This window comes from Amphritea atlantica, assembly GCF_024347255.1.
GTDB classification, from domain to species: domain Bacteria; phylum Pseudomonadota; class Gammaproteobacteria; order Pseudomonadales; family Balneatricaceae; genus Amphritea; species Amphritea atlantica.
Genome location: NZ_AP025284.1, coordinates 989,213 through 1,011,641, shown reverse-complemented (window position 1 = coordinate 1,011,641; position 22,429 = coordinate 989,213). Strand labels below are relative to the sequence as shown.

Sequence of the window (22,429 nt, the reverse complement as noted above, 5' to 3'; positions counted from 1 at the left end):
TGGAATGTAAGGTTATGAAGTACGTGAAAGCATATGTGTTGTTGGGAGTCTACGGCGTATCGGCACCGTTAGCAGCGGCTACAAATTCTGTTGATAGCACCATCGTTGTTACCGCAACTTAGGTTGAGCAGTCGATTCAGGATGTAGACGCCTCTATTGAGGTTGTCACCCGGGAGGAGATCGAATCATTTTCCAGCCGCAGCCTTGCCGAGATTTTGAAACAGAGTACGGGACTGGAGGTCACCGACGGTGGCTCCAGCTCATCTGTTTCTATTCGTGGTTTCAACGGTACACACACGCTTATTCTGGTTGATGGCATGCGCCGGACTGAGAAATACGCAGGCAGTAACGTAAACAATATCTCGCTACAAAACGTGGAGCGTATCGAAATAGTACGGGGACCGATGTCAGCACTCTATGGTTCCGATGCCCTCGGGGGTGTCATCAACATCATTACTCAGAAGCCGGACAAAGATCTGTCCCGAATCCGCCTGACCCTTGGCGGAGCAGAATCTCCCGCCGGACGAGAAACCGTCATTGTGCATGCCAGCCGTGATTTTGTAACCGATAGCAGTAACCATAGCATCGGGATTGAATATAAGCAGCGCAACCCTTATGAAAACGATAACGGCACCCTGAATGAGGAACAACGCACCTTTCTCAACTATCGTGGCCGGTATGATCTGCGGGATGATATTCAGCTATTGATAGGTGCAGAATATCTTGATCAGAACGATGAAAACCCTGACACCAGCAGCGGAAAATTTGAATCAGAGAAGCGCTATCAACTCAATGGCCGTTATACACAGCAGTTCGACACGGATCAGTTTGATCTGGATCTCTCTCAGGGTTACAGCGATGCACTGGTCAACCGTGGCTCAGGAGAGGAGAGCACCGACTTCAGGCAAACTCAGCTAGAGGGGCGCTATGCAGGCCTTCTCAATGACATCCACCTCTATAATCTCGGTGCAGGCTACCGCCAGGATGATGTCGATATCAGCATCAATACCCAAACCGTTGATCGCGATAACTACTACCTGTTTCTGCAGGATCAGTGGAGCCTGACAAACAGTGTTAACCTGACCCTTGGTATACGTCACGACAACTACAATGACTTCGGTAGCACAACCAACCCCCGCTTATCACTCTCCTGGAGCGAGGGGCCATGGAAAATAAGAGGAAGCTACGGCACGGCCTTCAGCGCGCCCTCGCTGGTGCAGATGTACTCCACCTTTACCCGCAACGGTTATGGTACCAGCATCATCAATGGCAACCCGGATCTGCAACCGGAAGAGTCGGTCAGTTATGAGCTTAGCCTTGGATATCAACTGGAACAGGGTGCTCTGGAACTCACTCTCTACCGCTCCGATGTAGACCAGCTAATTGCCGCAGAGCTGAATAGCACTTCAGGTACCTGCCCCAGCTTTACCTGCACCAAAACCTATCTGTATAGCAACATCGATAAAGCGACACTGGAGGGTGCTGAAGCAACACTTTCCTATGCATTAACCGGGCAGCAGAAGCTTAGCGCTTCCCTTGAATACCTTGATGCCAGGGATGCAACCACCGATGAGCGGCTGACTGAGCGTGCCCGCTGGCAAAGCAGGCTATCCCTTGATTCAGAGTGGAGCTCCGCATGGTCAAGTAGTGTCAGATTTCGCTATACGGGCTACTACTACGCTACCCCCACCCGTCTAATGTCACCCTATGATTCACACTTTACCACCGTGGATACCCATCTGAGCTACCAGCTCAATAACTCTGTGCAACTGACAGCAGGTATCGATAATCTGTTTAACCGGGAACTACCGGAAAATATGGAGCTGCGTGGCACACCGCAAGACCCGGGTTCGCGCTATTACTCGGCGGGCATCAACCTGAGCTTTTAACAGCCAGAGTGCTGCCATAAAAAACGCGCCTATACGGCGCGTTTTCACTTTCTGTGGCTCCCGAAAGAACGCTTTCAGGCTGGCAACGAAATAACTATCCGATTAACCGACCCATACCCGGGCATTGCGGAACATCCGCATCCAGGCACCATCTTCTTCCCAATGCCCCGGAGCCCAGCTATTGGTGACCGCACGGAACACCCGCTCTGGGTGTGGCATCATGATGGTCACCCGGCCATCAGTGGTGGTCACACCCGTAATACCCTCTGGTGAGCCATTCGGATTAGCTGGATAAGACTCAGTCACCCGGCCATGGTTATCCACATAGCGCAGCGCGACTGCGCCAGAACTCTGCAGGCTAGCCAGATGGGTCTGATCGGCGAACTCCGCCCGTCCCTCACCATGAGCCACAGCGATTGGCATACGCGAACCAGCCATTCCCTGCAGGAAGACAGACTGACTCTCCTGCACCTCAACCATCGCTACACGGGCTTCAAACTGTTCAGACATATTGCGCACAAAATGCGGCCAGAGGTCGGCCCCCGGAATCAGCTCATGCAGGTTAGACAGCATCTGACAGCCATTACAGATACCCAGCGCAAAGGTATCTTCACGATTGAAGAACGCTTCAAACTGATCCCGTGCACGGGTGTTGAACAGAATCGATTTAGCCCAGCCTTCACCGGCACCCAGCACATCACCGTAAGAGAAGCCGCCACAGGCCACCAGGCCTTTAAAGCGCTCCAGCTCAACCCGCCCTTCCAGAATATCGCTCATATGAACATCGACGGCAGCAAAACCAGCCCGGTCAAAGGCCGCGCCCATCTCTATCTGGCCATTAACACCCTGCTCACGAATGATCGCCATCTCAGGGCGCACACCGGTCTGAATAAAGGGTGCCGCAACATTGTCGTTCTGATCAAAGGTCAGTTCAGCATGCAGGCCTGGATTATGCTTATCTAACAGGGTATCAAACTCCTGCTGCGCACAGTCAGAGTTATCCCTCAGCGCCTGCATGCGGTAGGACGTTTCTGCCCAGGCCCGCTGCAAGGTTGTGCGGGACTCGGAATAGATCTCCTCATCATCAAAATGAACCCGTAGCTCATCATCCAGATTAACCGAACCGATCACCTTGGTGATCTCTGCCAGGCCAGCCGCATTCAATTCAGTCAGCACACTTTGCAGATCAGCACGCTTAACCTGAATCACCGCACCCAGTTCTTCAGCAAACAGGGCGGCTGCAAATTCAGAGCTATCGGTTGCCAACATATCCAGATTGATATCGACACCGGTGTGTCCGGCAAACGCCATCTCGGCAATGGTGGTAAACAGTCCGCCATCGGCACGATCATGGTATGCCAGAAGCAAACCCTGTTCGTTAAGTTCCTGGATCGCAGCAAAGAACGCCACCAGCTGTTCAGGGTCATCGACATCGGGCACATCCTGGCCCACCTCGTTATACACCTGCGCCAGAGCAGACAGACCCAGCCGGTTTTTACCGTTACCCAGATCCAGCAGGATCAGGTCCGTCTCTTCAATATCGGTCCGCAATTGCGGCGTCAGTGTCTTGCGCACATCCAGCACCGGCGCAAAACCGGTGATAATCAGCGAAGTCGGCGCAGTGACCGATTTATCTTCACCCTCATCATTCCAGACGGTACGCATCGACATAGAGTCTTTGCCCACCGGAATGGTAATTCCCAGTTGTGGACACAGCTCCATCCCCACCGCTTTAACGGTGTCGTACAACTTCTCATCTTCACCCGGGTGGCCGGCAGCACACATCCAGTTAGCAGAGAGTTTAATATCAATAATATCGCCAATCCGGGCGGAGGCCAGGTTGGTCACCGTTTCACCCACCGCCATCCGGCCAGACGCTGGTGAGTCAACCAGTGCCAGCGGCGTCCGCTCACCCATTGCCATCGCTTCACCGGCGTAGGTATCAAACGCAGCGGTGGTCACTGCACAGTTAGCCACTGGCACCTGCCATGGCCCGACCATCTGATCACGGGCGACCTGACCGGTAATGGAGCGATCGCCGATGGTAATCAGGAACGATTTTGAAGCAACAGCTGGTAACTTCAAAACCCGGTCAGCAGCGTCTTTCAGGTCGATACTGCTGGCATCAAAGGCCGGCACTTCGTAGCTGATGCGATTAACTGAGCGGTGCATTTTGGGCGGCTTACCAAACAGCACACTCATCGGCAGATCAACCGGCTTATTACCAAAATGAGCATCGCTCAGCGTCAGATGTTTCTCTTCAGTTGCAGTGCCCACAACAGCGTATGGGCAACGCTCACGGGCACAGATCGCTTCAAATCTCGGCATATCTTCTGGCATAACGGCAAGCACATAGCGCTCCTGCGCTTCGTTACACCAGATAGCCAACGGGGACATCCCCGGCTCATCATTATTAACATTGCGCAGCTCAAAATCACCGCCACGACCACCATCTTTAACCAGCTCCGGGAAGGCGTTGGACAGACCACCAGCCCCCACATCGTGGATAAAGGCGATCGGGTTAGCATCACCCTGCTGCCAGCACTGATCGATCACTTCCTGACAGCGGCGCTCTAACTCAGGGTTATCCCGCTGAACAGAGGCAAAATCAAGATCCGCAGAGGAAGTGCCAGAAGACATAGAAGAGGCTGCTCCGCCGCCCAGACCGATCTGCATAGCAGGCCCGCCCAGACAGATCAGTTTCGCGCCCACATCGATCTCACCTTTATCAACATGATCGGTACGAATGTTTCCGTAACCACCAGCAATCATGATCGGCTTGTGATAACCACGCACCTCTTCACCGGCCGCACCGTTAACCCGCTGTTCGAAGGTACGGAAATAACCGTTCAGGGCAGGACGACCAAATTCGTTATTGAACGCAGCTCCGCCGATAGGACCTTCAAGCATAATATCCAGCGCCGATACGATACGCTCGGGCTTGCCATAATCCGATTCCCACGGCTGTACAAACCCGGGAATTTTCAGATCAGAAACCGTAAAGCCGGTCAGACCCGCTTTCGGTTTAGAGCCTTTACCGGTCGCACCTTCGTCACGGATCTCACCACCGGAACCAGTCGCAGCACCAGAGTGCGGCGCAATCGCAGTCGGATGGTTATGGGTCTCAACCTTCATCAGGATCTCAATACTTTCCTGATTGTAGCCATACTCTTTAGTTTGAGGATTAGGGAAGAAACGCCCGGCCTCAGAGCCCACCATGACCGCAGCATTATCAGAGTAAGCAGAAAGAATATTCTCGCCACCCAGCTCATTGGTGTTACGGATCATCGCAAACAGCGATTTTTCCTGAGCTTCACCATCGATATCCCAGGATGCGTTGAAGATCTTATGACGACAGTGCTCTGAGTTTGCCTGAGCAAACATCATCAGCTCAACATCGGCAGGGTTCCGCCCCAGTTCAGTGAAACTGGCCACCAGATAATCGATCTCATCATCGGCCAGCGCCAGACCCAGGTCAGTATTCGCTTTAACCAGCGCATCACGACCACCGGCAAGAATATCTACCAGAGTCAGTGGTGCAGGCTGATCAGTACGAAACAGCTGACTTGCCTCATCAACACTACTGAGCGTCGCCTCAACCATACGATCATGCAACTCGGTACGCACCTGCTCCAACTCCACATCACTCAGAGGCTGCTCAGAATGCACAAAATAGGCAGTTCCGCGCTCCAGCCGTTTAATGCTCTGCAGGCCGCAGTTTCTGGCTATATCGGTGGCTTTGGATGACCAGGGCGAGATCGTACCTGGACGGGGTATGACTAAAATCAATTGACCTGATGGCTCTTCCACTTTAGCTTTAGGGCCGTAGCAAAGGATACGCTCCAGCGTGTTTTGCTCCTGATCGGACAGGTTAGTTTCCAGATCAGCGAAATGCATATACTCACCGTAAACGCCGGTGATATGGGCAATTCGGGATTTCAGGGCAGACAGCAGCTTATCGTGACGAAAAGCAGAAAGAGCAGGCGCTCCACGCAGTACCAGCATGTTAGTTTCAAGCCTCTTGAGTGTGCCTAACAGATAGGTTGTATGTAGGAGAAAATTAAGGCCGAATTTTACTGAAATAGCGGATTAGTTACCAGAAAAAGCCCATTTTCTTATGCGAATAAATTTATTTCACGCCAAAGAGCTTCTTTTCCTGCTGATTTCAGTATCACTGTTTGCGGCATTGCTGCTCTATAACCTGGGCCATCACACTCAACTTGATTCAATTCAGAAAAACGGAACACTCAGGGTTGCCACCCGCAATACATCGACAACCTATTATCAGGATAACAACGGCAACCCCACCGGATTTGAATATGAACTACTGAAAGCTTTCGCCGATTATCTGGGAGTAGAGCTGGAGCTGATTATTCCCGACACGTTTGGTGAGGTGTTCACACTGGTTCAGAACCGTAGCGCCCATATTGCCGCCGCCGGCCTGACCATGACTGAGGAGCGCAAAAAAAGTTTCCGCTTCTCTCCCGCCTATGCCTACTCTACTCCCACCCTCATCTATCGTGTTACCCAGGGAAAACCGGAACCCAAAACCATCGCTGATCTTGAAAATAAAAGCATTAAGGTGATTGCCAATAGCAGCCATGCAGAACTGCTGCGCACACTGAAGCAGACCTACGGCTTTCTCAAATGGCAGGAAACAACCACCAGCAGTGTCACGGAACTGCTTGAAGATGTGTATGAACAGGAGATCGACTACACCATCAGTGACGACTTTGTGTTCGATGCGCAGAAATCCTATTTTCCCGGTCTGAAAAAATCCCTGGCACTCAGCAAACCAGAACCGGTAGCCTGGCTGTTAATCAAACAGAACGATCAGAGCCTGCTGCGCGCCACCAACCGTTTTTTTGAAGCGCCCTCTACTCAGGATTTACTGGTCAGGCTTAAAAAGAAGTATCTGACCCGCCAGACCCGCCTCGGTTATGTTGATATAGAGACCTTCAGGTCAGATCTGGAATCGCGCTTCTGTAAACTTGAGCAATACTTCATGATCGCAGAGCAGGAAACCGATATCGACTGGCGTCTGCTGGCATCAATCGCCTATCAGGAATCACACTGGAATCCTAAAGCGGTCTCACCCACCGGTGTAAAAGGCGTGATGATGCTGACCCGGGCGGCGGCCAGAGAAGTGGGTGTTAAAGACAGGACCCACCCGGAAGAGAGCATTCTGGGAGGGGCTTACTATCTCAAGAAAGTGATGGCCAAGATCCCCGACAGAATTCAGGGCAAAGAGCGCATCTGGTTCTCACTGGCATCCTATAATATAGGTTACGGACATCTCGAAGATGCCCGGGTTCTGACCGCACGGGCTGGCAGAGACCCGGACAAGTGGAGTGATGTTAAAGAGTTTCTGCCACTCCTGACCCAGAAAAAGTATTACCAAACCGTGCGCCACGGGTATGCCCGTGGCTATGAACCGGTGCTCTATGTGAAAAATATCCGCAACTACTACGATCTGCTGGACTGGGAGCTGCGTAAGGCCAGGATTGAAGCGGCAAAACCGCCACTGAGTCCAGCCGAAAACGAGGGGGAAATAGTCATGCCGGGAAATCCCCTGAATAATGGTGAGGAAGCGGTTCAGGAGATGATCGATACCATTCCTTCAACACTATAAAGCAACACCCGCCCCGCCCCCTGACTAAACATAGTTTTTGAAACAATCGTATTAGCAGATCTCCACATCCATCAAAAAGCCGATTACAATGCGGGTCTAAACCATTCAACCGAGTAAGCCTGCCCCCATGTTTCTTCGACTTATAACGATAATTGTCGCCGGACTTACTCTCAGCATAGCTTCATACAGTGTTGCCGAACCGGAAGATCCTCTCTCCCTGTACATTAACACCCAGCCCCGGCAAGCAGATCACACTGTTAATAACCCGACAGACAGCAAAGTGCTGCCAGAAACAAAAGACAGCGGCGCCGCCACAACCGCAGACTCCGATACAACCGATGTTCGCGATAAAGTCTCGACCGCGGCAAGCAAAACTCCAGCGACGAACAGCCCAGAAACTCATAACTCAGTATCCAAAAGCTCAGAAAGCAAAAGCGCAGAAAGCAAAAACTCACAAACTGAGATCGCTGATACGCATAGTGCCGACGCCAACCGTTCACAATCCCGCAGCGAAGCCAAGGGCAGCTTGTCCGGTAAAGTCACGAAACCTGCCCCCCAGACTGGGCCCTATGAGGATGTTATCAGCATCTGTCAGCAGATTGGTGCAAAACTCGGCAGCGTCTCAACCGCTGATTGCCTCGCCGCAAAGTTTGATCCGCCGCGATTTTATTCAAACCGTCACCTGCCGTTGCTGGAAAAACATTTTCCAGCCGATCCCGACACGGAAAAAGCGCCCAGAATTCTGTTTTTGGGTGGCATACACGGCGATGAATACTCCAGCGTCAGTATTTCATTTAAATGGCTGAAAATTTTACAGGAAAACCACAGTGGTATTTTTGACTGGCATTATATGCCGCTGACCAATCCCGATGGACTGCTGCAGAAAAAATCGACCCGGGTAAACGCCAACAATGTCGACCTCAATCGCAACTTCATCCCGGCAGAAACTGCCATTGATCCCCTCAAACACTGGCAAACCTACGCCAAAAAACGAGCTCGTTACTACCCTGGCACAACCCCCCTGAGCGAACCTGAAACCCAGGCGATTCATCAACTGATCGACGAGTTGCAACCGGATATCATCGTTTCGGTTCACGCCCCCCATGGCATACTGGATTACGATGGCACCATAACCCCGCCAAGACGTTTAGGGCCTCTGCATCTGAGACAGCTGGGGACCTATCCCGGCTCTCTGGGCAACTATGGCTGGTTTGTCAAACATATTCCGGTCATGACGATCGAACTCAAGCACGCCGGGATTATGCCCAGTCAGCACGACATCGACAGAATGTGGAGCGATCTGATCCAATGGATAAAACAACGTACCGAAGGTGATGGCACTCTGCTGGCCCGCAAGGAGGCCCCCCAAAGCGGGTCGGATAACGGGTTGCAAGTTCGACAGTAACTCTCTGGTTGTCATCTGCAGGCGGAGATAATCCTCAAACGCCTGAGCGTCAACGGGTTGACTAAACAGACAACATACCTCAAGAGTTGATGCGCGAAATAGAGAAAGGTATGACCCCCTTCCTGCAGATACTTGAATCAACGTTTGGCGGGAAGCGCCCTGCTCTGCCACTCGACATCGGCTTCACTGAACAGTTTTCCGCCACAACCAGCAGCGGATTTTTCAGTTGCCCATCGGAATCTCATTTCGTGGTCCAGACTGATACATCAGGATACCCATACACAAGCACCACTTTCTCAGCAGCCTGACTGTTCAACGCTACAATACCGACAAGCAATCCCAACAAGAGTCCAACTAATAATTTACCCCCCCCCTAAAAACGCGTCCCTTACCCTGTAAAAACTGGAACCACCGAGTATAGGAAAACTCTTCAGGCTTGTATTCGAGTCAGGTCTTAGCCATCTACTTTTACAATCCGGTTTGAGTAATCGGGCCAATAATCCGATAAATTTCATAAACATCATCGAATGTCAGGCCCGGGGCAAAGATCGTATCGTACTTAACAGAGCCTGATGATTGATCTGAAACAGTTTTATCAGCATCCATTGAACAGGATAAGAAAATCATATTTCGTTAAATATTCGTAAAACTCCAAACAGAAAAACCATCAACCTGAGGTATTTGATTCCGGGCCTGTAATAATTTTTGCACCTGACGTCAGCCCCTGACCAGCGTTTTTCTCAGCTTTCTTTTCTGAACGGCGACGGCGAAAAAAAGCACTGATAGCGTCACTACAACGCTCGGCCAAGACCCCCCCCTGATATTCAGGCCAGTGGTTTATCCAGGGTTGATCAAACAGAAGAGCATTACTAATAACCGCTCCAGCCTTGGGTTCGGTGGCACCAAACACCACCCGCTCCACCCGGGCATGAATAATGGCACCAGCGCACATAGTACAGGGCTCAATGGTGACGTAGAGTGTTGCTCCCACCAAACGATAATTACCAATGCGAGTTGCGGCATCACGTAACGCCATAATCTCAGCATGAGCGGTAGGATCGTGCCCTGATATAGGCAGATTCCATCCCTCTCCAATTACCTTGCCATCCTGGACCACAACCGCTCCTACAGGCACTTCACCGGCATCCGAAGCCCGCTTAGCCAGTTGCAGTGCATGCTCCATCCAGCGAATATCATTTATCTCATTCATAGATGCAATATACCAAAACCATTACAGCGGGGGCACAGAATCTTCTAGAGAAAAGTCTGTTAAATAAGCCATCTCAGTCAGAAGTCTGATCATCTTACGGTCCAGGGTATTCGTCACTCCCATACTCAAACTGTAGATAATGACGAAGCCTGCTCTGCAGAGTCATCCAGTCTCACCTGTTTCTCAAGCGCACTGAGTATTATCAGTTTCGCTCTGGTATTGGATATGCAACGATATAGTTATGAAAGTGAGCTTGTTACCAGACAAAGCTCAGAAAAAGGAGATATTTATGCTTATAACCTTTTCCTGTCCCGCCTACGCGAACATTACCCTGTTTGGCGAAGTCGCCATCAGGCTACTTAAAATGATGGGCCATAGCGAGACTGTGCCTGGGGCACTGCTTGCTGATGATGTTCCAGCAGCATTAGCCCGCCTGGAAAAAGCGATTGCCGACGGGGAGCAAACGCCCACAGAGAGCGGGTATGACGATGAACCTGACGTCAACCTCGCCCATCGTGCCCTGCCGGTGATAGAGCTGCTCAGGGCGGCAGCCAAAGATCACTGCAACGTGATGTGGGACAGCGGGACTTAATCTAATTCAGCGGATAGCAGTATCATTCGAAAGCATCCATTATGGGCGGCAGCGAGCGGTTTAACAGCATTTCACATCTGATTGGCGCGGCACTGGCGCTGGTGGGCGCAGTTGCGCTGGTTCTGGTAGGTTTACGGAGCGGTGATCAGTACCACATCGTAGCGTTCAGTCTATATGGCACCACGCTTTTTCTGCTTTATTCAATATCAAGCATTTATCACGGTCTGCCCCCGGGACGTGCGAAACGGATATTTCGCGTACTGGATCATCAGGCTATTTATCTGCTGATCGCCGGCAGCTACACCCCATTCATGCTGATTACTCTTAAAGATACTGTGGGGTGGTGGATGTTCGGTGCAGTCTGGAGCCTGGCCATACTGGGAGTGGTACTCGTTGCACGTCCCAAGCGCGGCAGGCGGGTGCTGCCAATGACTCTCTATTTTGTAATGGGCTGGTTAATTCTGCTGGCAATAAAACCATTGCTCGCCGTGCTGCCTGCCGCAGGTTTTCTCTGGCTGTTAACCGGAGGCATTCTCTACTCATCGGGCATTCTGTTTTACGCTCTGGACCATCGTTACCCCTGGATGCATGGGGTATGGCATCTGTTCGTGCTGGGGGGCAGCATCAGCCACTATATTGCAATTCTGGTTTATATCTGAGACCGATAAGCCCCCTCACTAAGGCGCATAAGCCTCTGATAACAACAGTTTCACCTCGGCTATGGTGACATGCAGCGTCGCTCCGTTAAGTCAATAGTTTTCAGTTTTAGCTGCCGCTGCACGTAGCGCCATTATTTCCGCATAAGCGGTCGGGTCATGCCTGCATGATCGGCAGGTACCAGTTCTCGCCAATTACCATCCAGCACAACGACGGCTCCCACTGGCAATTCATCAACCTCAGCAGCCTTGCGGGCCAGTTACAAAGCATGCGCCACCCAGTGTAAATCTTCGTTTGAATTCATAAATATCAATATACACAAAAATTATTCTGATGCCTTAAGAGCTCTACTCATGCTACAGGAAGTATGGCAAACCGGATTGATCTGAGACATACCGCAAAGCCTTAATGTGGAAGATACTTAGATAGTCAGTTTGGTGAGTTTAAATAGCCAGGTTTATTTAACTCAACAATCAATCACTGTACGGTTGATTGCAATGGATTGATCTGCGCCGACCAGGCTACGCTTTGAAGGACAGACATTAACTGTATTGTTAACAATAAATATTGCACTCAGTCAGGGCGGACTAAGCAGATAATAGAACAAAGCGATTGAGAAGGCCGATGAAAGCCACAGTCACGATAACAAAAATTATACAATTGACGGTTATCATACTACTCGGCAGTACCATTACTGCTCTTTATGCCCAGCCCAGCCCCCTTTCACCGACGATTCAGCCTGCGAACCCTCTTAAAAGCCTGCCCGCTACACCAGTCTTTCACCACATGACCATTGATGATGGCCTGTCTCACAATTCGGTATTCCACGTGCTGCAGGATCGTCAGGGTTTTATCTGGATGACCACGGTCGAAGGCATTAACCGCTACGACGGCATAACGATGACCACTTTCATGCCCCAGGCCAGGGGCAGCAAAAGCACGCCGCAGTTCTACCAGACGATGCTCGAAGGTCGTGATGGTACGCTGTGGTTCTGCAACTATGGTGCCGGACTGGTTCGATATGATCCGGAAAACGATAGCTGGAAATACTATCAACACGATGAAAACAACCCCAACAGCCTGGCCAACGATACCCTGTGGCTATTGTATGAGGACCGTGATGGTATCCTGTGGGTTTCCACCTTCAATGGTCTGAGCCGCTTTGACCCGGCTACCGAGCAATTCACTAACTACCTTCATAATCCGGATGATCCTAACAGTCTGGGTGGCACGGTTGCGGGTCAGGTCATTCAAAATGACGATGGCAGCTTCTGGGTGGGTACCTTCGGTGGCGGACTCGACAAGTTCGATCCGGCGAGCGGCGTCTTTACCCACTACCGGCACGACCCGGATGATCCAGATAGCCTGAGCGACGACGGTGTCGATACGATCTGGAAAGATCCCGACGGCACACTCTGGGTGGGAACGGCTAACGGCCTCAATCATTTCGATCCTGCCAGCGGCCGCTCCATTCGCTATATGCACGATGAAACCGACAGCCATAGTCTGAGCCACAACTATGTCGTTGATATGAAGCGTGATAGCCGTGGTGATCTGTGGATCACCACCTGGGGTGGCGGACTCAACCGCTTTGATGAGCAAAAGCAGCAGTTCATACGCTTCCAGAGTAACCCGCATGACCCAGACAGTTTTAGCAATGACCTCGGTCTGTACTTCTCCGAAGACCGCAACGGGGCACTGTGGTTTGGCAGCATGGGGGGTGCCAACCGATATGATCCCGATGGGCAGCGATTCGCCCGCTACCAGCATCAACCGGACAACCCGAATTCGTTGCCAGCAGGCCGGGTGCGTGAAATCACCCAGGACAAGGACGGCATCTTCTGGATCGCTATGTGGGATCAGGGCGTGGTTCGCTTTGACCGGGAGCACAATGCTTATACGCGTTACCAGGCTGAACCAAACAACCGCAACAGCCTGAGTAACGATAATGTTTTCGACATCCTCTATGATCCGCGTGGCTGGTTGTGGGTCGCCACCACTGCAGGATTGAACAAGTTTGACATCAGTAGCAAAACCTGGACCCAGTACCATGCCGACGAGGCTAATCCCAATGCGATGGCCAGCGACTGGGTCTCCGGCGTGGAACTCGATGCTAAGGGTAACCTGTGGCTGGCTGTGTATGGCGCAGGCCTACATCGCTTCGACCCAGTCAGCGGTATCTTTACACGCTTTACCTATGATCCGAGCGATCCGCACAGCATGCCGGACAATGTGAATCTGAACTATGTGAAGGCTGAGGCGGATGGCAAGCTGTGGATAGGCGGTGATGCGTCGGTTAGCCTGTTCGATCCGCTAACCGAGAAAGCGCTGAATTTCACCCCCGACCAGCACGGCATTAGCGGCCTTACCAGCCATCAAACCTATCAGGATCGGCAAGGCAGAATATGGGTAGCAACCACCAGCGGGGTGAACCAATATGATCCTGCAAGTAAGCATTTCACCACCTATCCAGAGATTAGCGCTGTGTTGGCCGATGATGCTGACGGTAATCTATGGGTGATTGCCGGTAAAAGCCTGGCGCGCTTTAACCCTGACAGCCGCAGCCTGCGCCGCTATGACGAGAATGATGGACTATTGAGCAATTCACTGGAAAACACGGCGGGGTATACGAGCCCCAGTGGCGAAATATTCGTCGGCGGGGCCAAAGGTTTCAACAGTTTCTTTCCCGATCAGTTGCCTGATAACCCGACTCCTCCGCCAGTGGTTTTAACGAAGTTTGAACTGCGTAACAAGCCGGTTGCAATCGGTGATAACTCGCCATTACAGCAGAGTATCGGCTTTACCCGGCATATCACCCTGCCTTACAACTACATCTCACTCAGCCTGGAATTTGCCGCCTTAGATTATCGTGCGCCAGCAAAAAACCAGTACGCCTATATGCTGGAGGGCTTTAACCAGAGCTGGATATCCACCGACACTGCGAATCGACGCGCCACCTATACCAATCTTGATCCTGGGGATTACACCTTCCGAGTCAAGGCTGCCAACAATGACGGCGTATGGAATGAACAAGGGGCATCGCTGATAATTACGGTTACACCGCCATGGTGGGCAACCTGGTGGTTCAGGACTCTGGCCGGGCTGTTTATCGTCGCCCTTATTATGGCCGGGTATCGCTATCGTGTGCGAAAATTTCACCAGAGGACCGAAGAACTTGAGCGAGAAGTGACACTACGTACACGTGAATTAACCGAGTCAAACCAGCAGTTACAGGATGCAGAGAAAGCTGCTGATGAAGCCCGGCGACTAGCAGAAGCGGCAAACAAAGCCAAGAGCGTGTTCCTGGCCAATATGAGCCATGAGTTGCGTACCCCACTCAATGCCATCCTGGGCTATACCGATATTCTCTATCGCAACCGCGACGTTGGCAGCTCTGCTTACGCGGGCCTGGATATCATCCAGCACAGCGGTGAACACCTGCTGACCCTGATCAACGACATCCTTGACCTGGCCAGAATAGAGGCGGGTAAGCTGGAAATCCACTCTGCGCCAGTTAACCTGCCCTACTTTTTACAGCAGATTATCGCCATTATCCGTGCTCGAGCCGAGGATAAAAACCTGTCACTAACCTATGAACCCCTTTCCCCTTTACCCGGGGTCGTGGTGACGGATGAGACACGTCTGCGCCAGGTCTTGCTCAATCTGTTGGGTAATGCGGTTAAATTCAACGATGAGGGGAATGTGTCGCTGATCGTCTCGGTGCTGCAACAGCTACGGGATGACGATGTGGAAGTTGTCACCTTGCGTTTCCGGGTAGAGGATTCTGGCGTAGGCATCGCGCAGGATAAACTGGAACGGATCTTCCAGCCCTTTGAGCAGGCGGGTGAAACCCTTAAGCGTGAGGAAGGCACCGGGCTCGGTCTGGCGATCAGCCGTCAGATTGTGCAACAGATGGGGGGGCAGTTGCTGGTTAAGAGTGAGCTGGGGCACGGCAGTACCTTCTGGTTCGACCTGACGTTCCCGGTATCAGCCAGTATGCAGGAGGAACCATCATGGACGCGTCCTGTTACCGGTTACGAAGCGGACGCACAATACAAAATACTGGTGGTTGACGACAGGCTGTTTAACCGGCAGTTACTGGTAGATTTACTACAACCACTGGGTTTTGAGGTGAAAGCAGCCGAAAATGGACAGCAGGCGGTAGAGATGGCCCTGCAGTGGCGGCCAGACGTTATCGTGATGGACCTGGTGATGCCAGTCAAATCCGGGATAGTTGCAGCAAGAGAGATGCGCCAAAGGCCGGAATTAAACGATGTGATAATGGTTGCGGCCTCGGCCAGTGTGTCAAAATCAGATCGGGGCGAAAGCCTTGCAGCCGGCTTTGATGAGTTTCTCCCCAAACCGATCGAAGTGCAGTATCTGCTTGATATACTGGCCGCACGACTGGGATTAACCTGGGCATACGCTGAGGAAGAAGATAGCTCAAGCGAAGTCCCCCTGCTCGTACCGCCCAGCGAATATCTGTTAGAGTTACTTCAACTAACCGAACAAGGGCAGATCTTTGAAATACAGACGTTAGCCGCACATCTGGAAACAGAGGATGAAGCCTATGGCTCATTTGCTCGGCACCTGCAGAAACTGGCCAAAGGGTTTGATATGCAGCAGATTGTCGAGTTTCTCAACAGGTTCAAGTGATGACTGAGTATCTGAATAAAATCGCTGAAACCCTCGTATGCCGTGTCATGCAGCATACGGCAGCACAGTTTGCCTACCTGTCTGTCGAACCTGACCTCGAATTATTTGCGTTGGCGGCTAAGGATGAAGAGATTGAATTCCAATATGCTCCGACATCTGGATTTCGCACTATTGCCGAGTCCATTGTCGGTTATGTGAAAAAGACCGGCCGTGTCGTATTGCTTGCTGATGTGGACACAGATAGCGGTGAATTTGCCGATGACAAACATCTGTTGCAGGCAAAGCCAAAGTCACTGCTTTGTTCGCCGATCATCATCCAGCAGCAAACACGCGGAGTCATCTATCTCGAAAACAACAAACCAGGGGAAAGTTTTACGCAACAGCAGGTATCGGTGATTGAAATGCTGGTTTCCCTGGCTGCTGTTTCATTTGAAACTGCCGATGACTTCGATGCGTTAACTGAAAACGAGGCGAACTACCACCTGATCTTTGACAACTCCCCAGTACCAACCTGGGAGGACGATTTTTCTGCGATAAAGTGTTTTTTCGACGATCTGCGCAATAGCGGAGTGAACGATATAGAAGCTTACTTTGATCAGCATCCAGAAAGCGTTCACAGATGTGCGGAGCAGGCCAAAATCGTAGAGGTAAACAGAGCAGCATTGAAGTTACACGGGGCGACTAACAAAGCAGAATTGCTGGCAGGCCTGATTAATACCTTTACCCGAGAAACGCTCGATACATTTCGCGATGAGCTGATCCAACTGTGGCATGGTAATACCAGAATAAAAAGCGATGCGGTGGTTAAAACCCTTAGCGGTGAGCGACGAAATGTGATGCTCAATCTGACTGTCTGCCCAGGCTATGAAGAGAGCCTGTCCAAGGTTTTCGTATCGCTGATCGACATCACACAACGTAAAGAAACCGAGTTGCAACTTAAACAGGCGCTGACATTTAGTGAGGGAGTGATTAACGCCATACCGGATATCCTGATTAAGGTAAATACAGAAGGAAGGTATCTCAACGTCTGGACACGGCGGCCAGAATTACTGGCAGCCCCCAGAGAGGAACTGATTGGCAGGACGGCCTATGAGATTCTCCCGCCTGAAGCAGCCGATGTCTGTATGAACGCCATCCGCCAGGCGGATGCGGAAGGTGTATCAATAGGGAATATCCTGCGCCTGGATCTGCCCGATGGTACCCGCTGGTTTGAGCTATCACTCTCTAAAATACCCGCTGAAGACTCCGACGCTGATGTCGACTTTCTTGTTCTCTCACGCGATGTGACCGAACGCATGCATATGCAGGAGAAACTGCGTGCCAGTGAACAGAGAGTGCAGGCAATCCTTGATCAGACCTTCCAGTTTATTGGTCTGTTATCCACGGATGGCACAATCCTGAAAGCCAATCGCGCCGCATTAAACCTTGTCGGTATCGAGGAAAGTGAGGTCGTCGGCAAGCCCTTCTGGGAGACGCCCTGGTGGGCCCATTCCATTGAACTGCAACATCAGTTGCAGGATGCAATTCGCCGTGCTGCGGGTGGAGAGTTTATACGCTTCGAGGTAACCCATCCTGACAAGGATGGTAATTTACACAATGTCGATTTCTCGCTTTCACCTATTACCGACGCCACTGGCCTGGTTCTTCAGTTGATTCCTGAAGGACGGGATATTACCGAGCAGAAGCGGAAAGAAGAGGAGCTGAGGCATTATCGTCTTCATCTTGAAGAAGAGGTCCTGCAGCGCACCAAAGAACTGCAGATAGCCAAGGAAAAAGCCGAGGTTGCGAATCAGGCCAAAAGCACCTTTCTAACAAATATGAGCCATGAGCTGCGAACTCCCCTTAACGCGATCCTCGGCTATGCTGATCTCCTCCAGCGAACGCGCAAGGACAATAATCCTGAGGCCGATGGTCTGAATATCATTAAGCATAGCGGCGAGCACCTGCTTACGCTGATCAATGACATACTCGATCTGGCGAAAATTGAAGCAGGCTCACTGCCCCTTACGCCAGCCCCCTTCCATCTTGACAGCTTTATACGAAAAATTTTAGGTATCATCCAGCCCCGGGCCGAGAAGAAAAAACTATCATTCACCTACGAGAGCCTGTCCCCATTACCTCACCTGGTAGTGACTGATGAGACGCGCCTGCGTCAGGTATTACTGAATTTGCTGGGCAATGCAGTTAAATTCAACGATAAAGGCAGCGTGACCCTGACGGTACAGGCACTCGATACCATTAAAGAGAACGAAACAACGACCTTACGCTTCAAAGTTGAAGATACTGGTATCGGTATCGCCCCAAGTGAACTTGAGCGGATATTCCACCCCTTTAACCAAGCCGGCGAAGTCAGCATGCGAGTGCAAGGCACGGGGCTTGGTTTGTCCGTCAGCCGTCGAATTGTCCAGGAAATGGGAGGAAAACTACTGGTTGAAAGTGAATTGGGCCGGGGCAGTTCTTTCTGGTTTGACATATCCCTGCCTGTGGCAGAGGGCGCCCCCCCTCAAAAATCTGAACTGCTTCGCCGCATCACCGGTTATGTGGGCAAGCAACGTAAAATTCTGGTGGTTGATGACAAGCAATACAACCGCCTGCTGCTAAAGGATCTACTGGAACCCCTGGGCTTTGCGATTGACACAGCAGAAGATGGACAAGCAGCGATAAATAAAGCTTTAAGCTGGCAACCAGACATCATCGTGATGGATCTGGTGATGCCGGTAAAATCGGGACTCGAGGCGGCACAGGAGATTCACCTGTTGCCTGAATTGAAGAACATTTTTATTCTTGCCGTTTCCGCCAGCGTGTCAGAAGCTGATCGTCAAAATAGCCTGCAAGCAGGCTGTGATGGCTTTCTGCCTAAGCCCATTCAGTTGGATCGCCTGCTGGACATTCTTGAAACACAGCTTGAATTGACATGGGTTTATACTGATACGCCAGCAGAGCCGGAATTATCACTGATTGCTCCACCTATTAAGACATTGACTCTGTTGCATGATTTAGCAGAAGAGGGAAGAATATTCGATATTCAGAAACAGGCTATGCATTTGGAAAACGAGAACGAAAGGTATGTCCCTTTTGCACGTCACCTGCAGAAACTGGCGAAACAATTCGATATTGCACAGTTACAAGTTTTTATCACGCAGTCCAGGGGTAACAGTGAATGAATGAGCCTGACCAATATTCTGATGACCTCTTTGACCCTGTAGATCATGCGATATTAATTATTGATGATATTCCGGCTAACCTCAGTCTGGTAGCTGAAAACCTGTCCGCAACCGGTTTTCAGATCAAGGTGGCGATCAATGGCGAGTCTGGACTGAAAATCGCGATGGATCACCCCCCTACACTGATTTTGCTGGACGTACATCTGCCCGATCTGGATGGTTTTGAAATCTGTCGCCGCCTGAAGGCGGACGATAGGACCCGGGAGATTCCCGTTATCTTTATGACAGCGGCAGACCAGACGGAAAGTAAAATTCTCGGCTTTGACGTTGGCGGCGTTGATTACATTACCAAGCCGGTTAACCATCAGGAAGTGTTGGCACGGGTCTCCATGCAGATTCGTTTTAAGGAATTGACCCGCAGACTAAAGGATGCGAAACAAAACCTTGAGTGTCGCATACAGGAGCGCACGTCGGAGCTGGCTCAGGCAAACGAATACCTTAAAAAAGAGATTAGCGAGCGTGAGAAAATTCAGGTAGCTCTTATCAGGAGTGAGCAGGAGTATCGCAATCTGTCCGATAACTCACCTGACAGCATTGCCCGTTATGATCATCAATGTCACGCCATCTATTGCAACCCCGCTCTATCCAAGGCGTTGGGGTTATCTGAAGAAGAAATACTCGGCAAATCACCCGCCGAAATAACAAATTACAGTAAAAGTCGAAAGATTCTTGAGTTTGAATCGAAACTCCGCCAAGTGCTGCAAAACGGCCAACCCGCAGAGATGGAGCTGACTATACGGCATACCGATGGAGAGCCCCGAAACCAGTTCGTGCGCTTTGCTGCAGAACATGACCCCTTCGGCAACATTGTTTCAGTGCTGGCCATCGGCCGCGATATCACGCAAAGAAAAAAGGATGAAGCGGCATTAAAACACCTGAACCGTGAATTACGCGCGATCAGTGATTGTAATCAGGTACTGGTACGCGCTGAAAACGAACAACAGTTGCTCGATGACATATGCCATATTATTTGCAATGAGGCCGGTTACTTCCTCGCCTGGGTGGGGCTACAGGCAGACAGTTCAACCCACACCATCAGACCCGTGGCCTCAGCAGGACCAGGCACCCAACAAGGCTATATTGAACGACTGCAAGAATCCTGGACAAATCACGATCATGGTCTCAGCGGTGCTACCCTGCGTAGCGGAGAGATTACCTGCGTTAATGACTTTGTGACGGATAGTAAAGGACACCCCTGGCTCAATATCGCCGCTGAGTTCGGTTATGAATCATCCATTGCCTTGCCCCTGAAAGATGAGAATCAACACACCTTTGGGGTTCTGAACATCTATTCAACCGAAAAAAATGCCTTCATAGAAGAGGAACAACGTTTACTATCTGAGCTCGCAGAGGATCTGGCCTTCGGGATCGTGACGCTACGCAGACGTATCGAGCATAACCGGGCCGAAGAGCAGATCAGAATTGCAGCCACGGCCTTCGAGGCCCAGGAAGGCATCATCATCACCGATGCACAAAAACGGATTCTGCGCGTCAACGCAGCCTTCACCGAGATAAGCGGCTTTACTTCCGAAGAAGCAGTGGGTTCAACACCAAACATACTCAAATCGGACTACCATGATTGCGCTTACTTTCAATCGATGTGGGACAGTATTATACGGGAAGGAGCTTGGCAGGATGAGATCTGGAACCGTCGTAAAAACGGTGAAGTATTCCCCGGATGGCTGAATATTACAGCCGTGAAAAACCTCTGTGGTGACATTACCCATTATGTCGGGACGCTGACGGACATAACCGAACGAAAGCAGGCCGCAGCAGAAATCGAACATCTTGCCTACCATGACCCCCTGACCCTGCTACCAAACCGCCGTTTACTGTTAGACCGGCTGGATCAGGCATTATCCGCCGGAAATCGCAGCCAACACAAAGGGGCCCTGCTGCTCATCGATCTGGACAACTTCAAAACCCTGAATGATACCCGTGGCCACGACGCCGGTGATCAGTTACTGATCGATGTTGCCCGACGACTGATGACCTGTGTGCGTAAAGGCGATACCGTCGCTCGTTTTGGTGGTGATGAATTTATGATCTTGCTCAAGAACCTGAGTTCTGACCTTCAGGAAGCCGCCGAACAGAGCCGCCGAATAGGGGAAAAAATACTGCATGAACTCCATCTGCCCTATACCATCGAAGGGCAAAAACAGCACATGACCACAAGCCTGGGGATTACTCTGTTCAGCGACGCTGAAAATAGCGCACACGACCTGATAAAACAAACCGATATTGCAATGTATCAGGCCAAGGCCGATGGTCGAAATACGCTGTGTTTCTTCGATCCTGAAATGCAGGCAACCGTTATTGAACGCGCAACCCTTGAGGCTGCGTTGCGCTACGCAATAGAGGACCAACAATTTATTGTTCATTATCAGCCCCAGATCGATAAGCGGAGCAATATTATCGGCGCCGAACTGTTGCTTCGATGGAAGCATCCCGAGCGCGGGATGGTACGTCCCGATGAGTTTATCCCGCTGGCAGAGGAAACCGGACTGATCCTGAAGGTTGGCAGGTGGGTTCTGGAAACCGCCTGCAAGCAGCTGAAAGTCTGGGCAGATCAACCCTATTTTCAGAACCTGAATCTGGCGGTCAATGTCAGTCAGTGCCAGTTTCGCGAGGACGACTTTACGGATCAGGTACGTCAGATACTGGAGGAAACCGGTGCACCACCTAAGCGTTTAAAACTTGAACTTACCGAAAGCTTATTAATCGATGATATCGAGTGTTCAATAAATAAAATGCATAGCCTCAGAGCCCTGGGCGTGGAGTTTTCACTGGATGATTTTGGGACAGGTTACTCATCGCTATCCTATCTGACTCAACTACCGCTGGAACAACTTAAGATTGACAGATCCTTCATCAGTACTTTACCGGACAGTCACAATGATGCGGTGGTGGTACAAACGATTATCACTATGGCACAAAGCCTGAAGCTGTCAGTTATCGCTGAAGGCGTGGAAAACGAAGCCCAAAAGCAGTTTCTGGAGCAGCATGGCTGCACAAACTATCAGGGCTATCTCTTCAGTAAACCGATAACGGTGACAGAATTTGATGCGTTTGTGGCGACACACATTCCCCTTCACCCGCATCAAAATTGATCGCAGCTTTGTCGCACAACTCACCCCCTGAAAGCCAGGCGCTGATCCGGGCTA

The 22,429-nt window shown here is 51.1% G+C and carries 10 protein-coding genes; 8 read left to right on the top strand and 2 right to left on the bottom strand.

Going from position 1 to position 22,429, the window contains the following annotated elements; translation table 11 throughout:
* The first annotated feature begins 134 nt into the window (after positions 1-134).
* Positions 135-1,889 (top strand): TonB-dependent receptor plug domain-containing protein, encoded by a 1,755-nt coding sequence (locus OCU43_RS04520; protein WP_261833005.1) that lies wholly within the window; start codon positions 135-137, stop codon positions 1,887-1,889.
* A 102-nt stretch (positions 1,890-1,991) separates the two neighbouring features.
* On the opposite strand, the gene purL is transcribed toward OCU43_RS04520, so the two are convergent.
* Positions 1,992-5,894: a phosphoribosylformylglycinamidine synthase gene (purL, locus tag OCU43_RS04515; RefSeq protein ID WP_091359840.1), complete on the bottom strand. Its 3,903-nt coding sequence runs from the start codon at positions 5,892-5,894 to the stop codon at positions 1,992-1,994.
* Positions 5,895-6,006: 112 nt separating this feature from the next.
* On the opposite strand from purL, the gene mltF reads away from it, so the two are divergent.
* Entirely contained in the window at positions 6,007-7,521 is a 1,515-nt protein-coding gene (gene mltF, locus OCU43_RS04510; protein WP_091359843.1) for a membrane-bound lytic murein transglycosylase MltF, read from the top strand.
* A gap of 127 nt (positions 7,522-7,648) precedes the next feature.
* The gene (locus tag OCU43_RS04505) at positions 7,649-8,926 is read left to right on the top strand and encodes a M14 family zinc carboxypeptidase (protein ID WP_091359846.1); all 1,278 of its coding nucleotides are present in this window, start codon (positions 7,649-7,651) and stop codon (positions 8,924-8,926) included.
* A gap of 667 nt (positions 8,927-9,593) precedes the next feature.
* On the opposite strand, the gene tadA is transcribed toward OCU43_RS04505, so the two are convergent.
* Complete coding sequence (gene tadA, locus OCU43_RS04500; protein ID WP_091359848.1) at positions 9,594-10,136, bottom strand: tRNA adenosine(34) deaminase TadA; 543 nt, start codon at positions 10,134-10,136, stop codon at positions 9,594-9,596.
* Positions 10,137-10,425: 289 nt separating this feature from the next.
* Between tadA and OCU43_RS04495 the strand changes: the two genes are divergently transcribed.
* The 5 genes from OCU43_RS04495 (at position 10,426) to OCU43_RS04475 (ending at position 22,375) form a co-directional block, all read left to right on the top strand.
* Positions 10,426-10,728, top strand: a complete 303-nt coding sequence (locus tag OCU43_RS04495; protein WP_091360078.1) for a DUF1840 domain-containing protein — start codon at positions 10,426-10,428, stop codon at positions 10,726-10,728.
* 41 nt (positions 10,729-10,769) lie between these two features.
* Positions 10,770-11,387 (top strand): PAQR family membrane homeostasis protein TrhA, encoded by a 618-nt coding sequence (gene trhA, locus OCU43_RS04490; RefSeq protein WP_091359850.1) that lies wholly within the window; start codon positions 10,770-10,772, stop codon positions 11,385-11,387.
* A 784-nt stretch (positions 11,388-12,171) separates the two neighbouring features.
* Complete coding sequence (locus OCU43_RS04485) at positions 12,172-16,041, top strand: hybrid sensor histidine kinase/response regulator (protein WP_175483555.1); 3,870 nt, start codon at positions 12,172-12,174, stop codon at positions 16,039-16,041.
* Positions 16,041-19,205, top strand: coding sequence for a PAS domain-containing protein (locus OCU43_RS04480; protein WP_091359854.1), 3,165 nt, complete (start codon positions 16,041-16,043; stop codon positions 19,203-19,205). Before OCU43_RS04485 ends, OCU43_RS04480 begins: the two co-directional genes overlap by 1 nt.
* On the top strand, positions 19,202-22,375 hold the full coding sequence (locus OCU43_RS04475; protein ID WP_091359857.1) for an EAL domain-containing protein: 3,174 nt from the start codon (positions 19,202-19,204) through the stop codon (positions 22,373-22,375). Before OCU43_RS04480 ends, OCU43_RS04475 begins: the two co-directional genes overlap by 4 nt.
* Positions 22,376-22,429 lie beyond the last annotated feature (54 nt).

What these genes read in the sequence shown, in the direction of transcription:
- purL (WP_091359840.1), bottom strand. Translation starts at nt 5,894, where the DNA reads ATGCTGGTACTGCGTGGAGCGCCTGCTCTTTCTGCTTTTCGTCACGAT.
- mltF (WP_091359843.1), top strand. Translation starts at nt 6,007, where the DNA reads ATGCGAATAAATTTATTTCACGCCAAAGAGCTTCTTTTCCTGCTGATT.
- OCU43_RS04505 (WP_091359846.1), top strand. Translation starts at nt 7,649, where the DNA reads ATGTTTCTTCGACTTATAACGATAATTGTCGCCGGACTTACTCTCAGC.
- tadA (WP_091359848.1), bottom strand. Translation starts at nt 10,136, where the DNA reads ATGAATGAGATAAATGATATTCGCTGGATGGAGCATGCACTGCAACTG.
- OCU43_RS04495 (WP_091360078.1), top strand. Translation starts at nt 10,426, where the DNA reads ATGCTTATAACCTTTTCCTGTCCCGCCTACGCGAACATTACCCTGTTT.
- trhA (WP_091359850.1), top strand. Translation starts at nt 10,770, where the DNA reads ATGGGCGGCAGCGAGCGGTTTAACAGCATTTCACATCTGATTGGCGCG.
- OCU43_RS04485 (WP_175483555.1), top strand. Translation starts at nt 12,172, where the DNA reads ATGACCATTGATGATGGCCTGTCTCACAATTCGGTATTCCACGTGCTG.
- OCU43_RS04480 (WP_091359854.1), top strand. Translation starts at nt 16,041, where the DNA reads ATGACTGAGTATCTGAATAAAATCGCTGAAACCCTCGTATGCCGTGTC.
- OCU43_RS04475 (WP_091359857.1), top strand. Translation starts at nt 19,202, where the DNA reads ATGAATGAGCCTGACCAATATTCTGATGACCTCTTTGACCCTGTAGAT.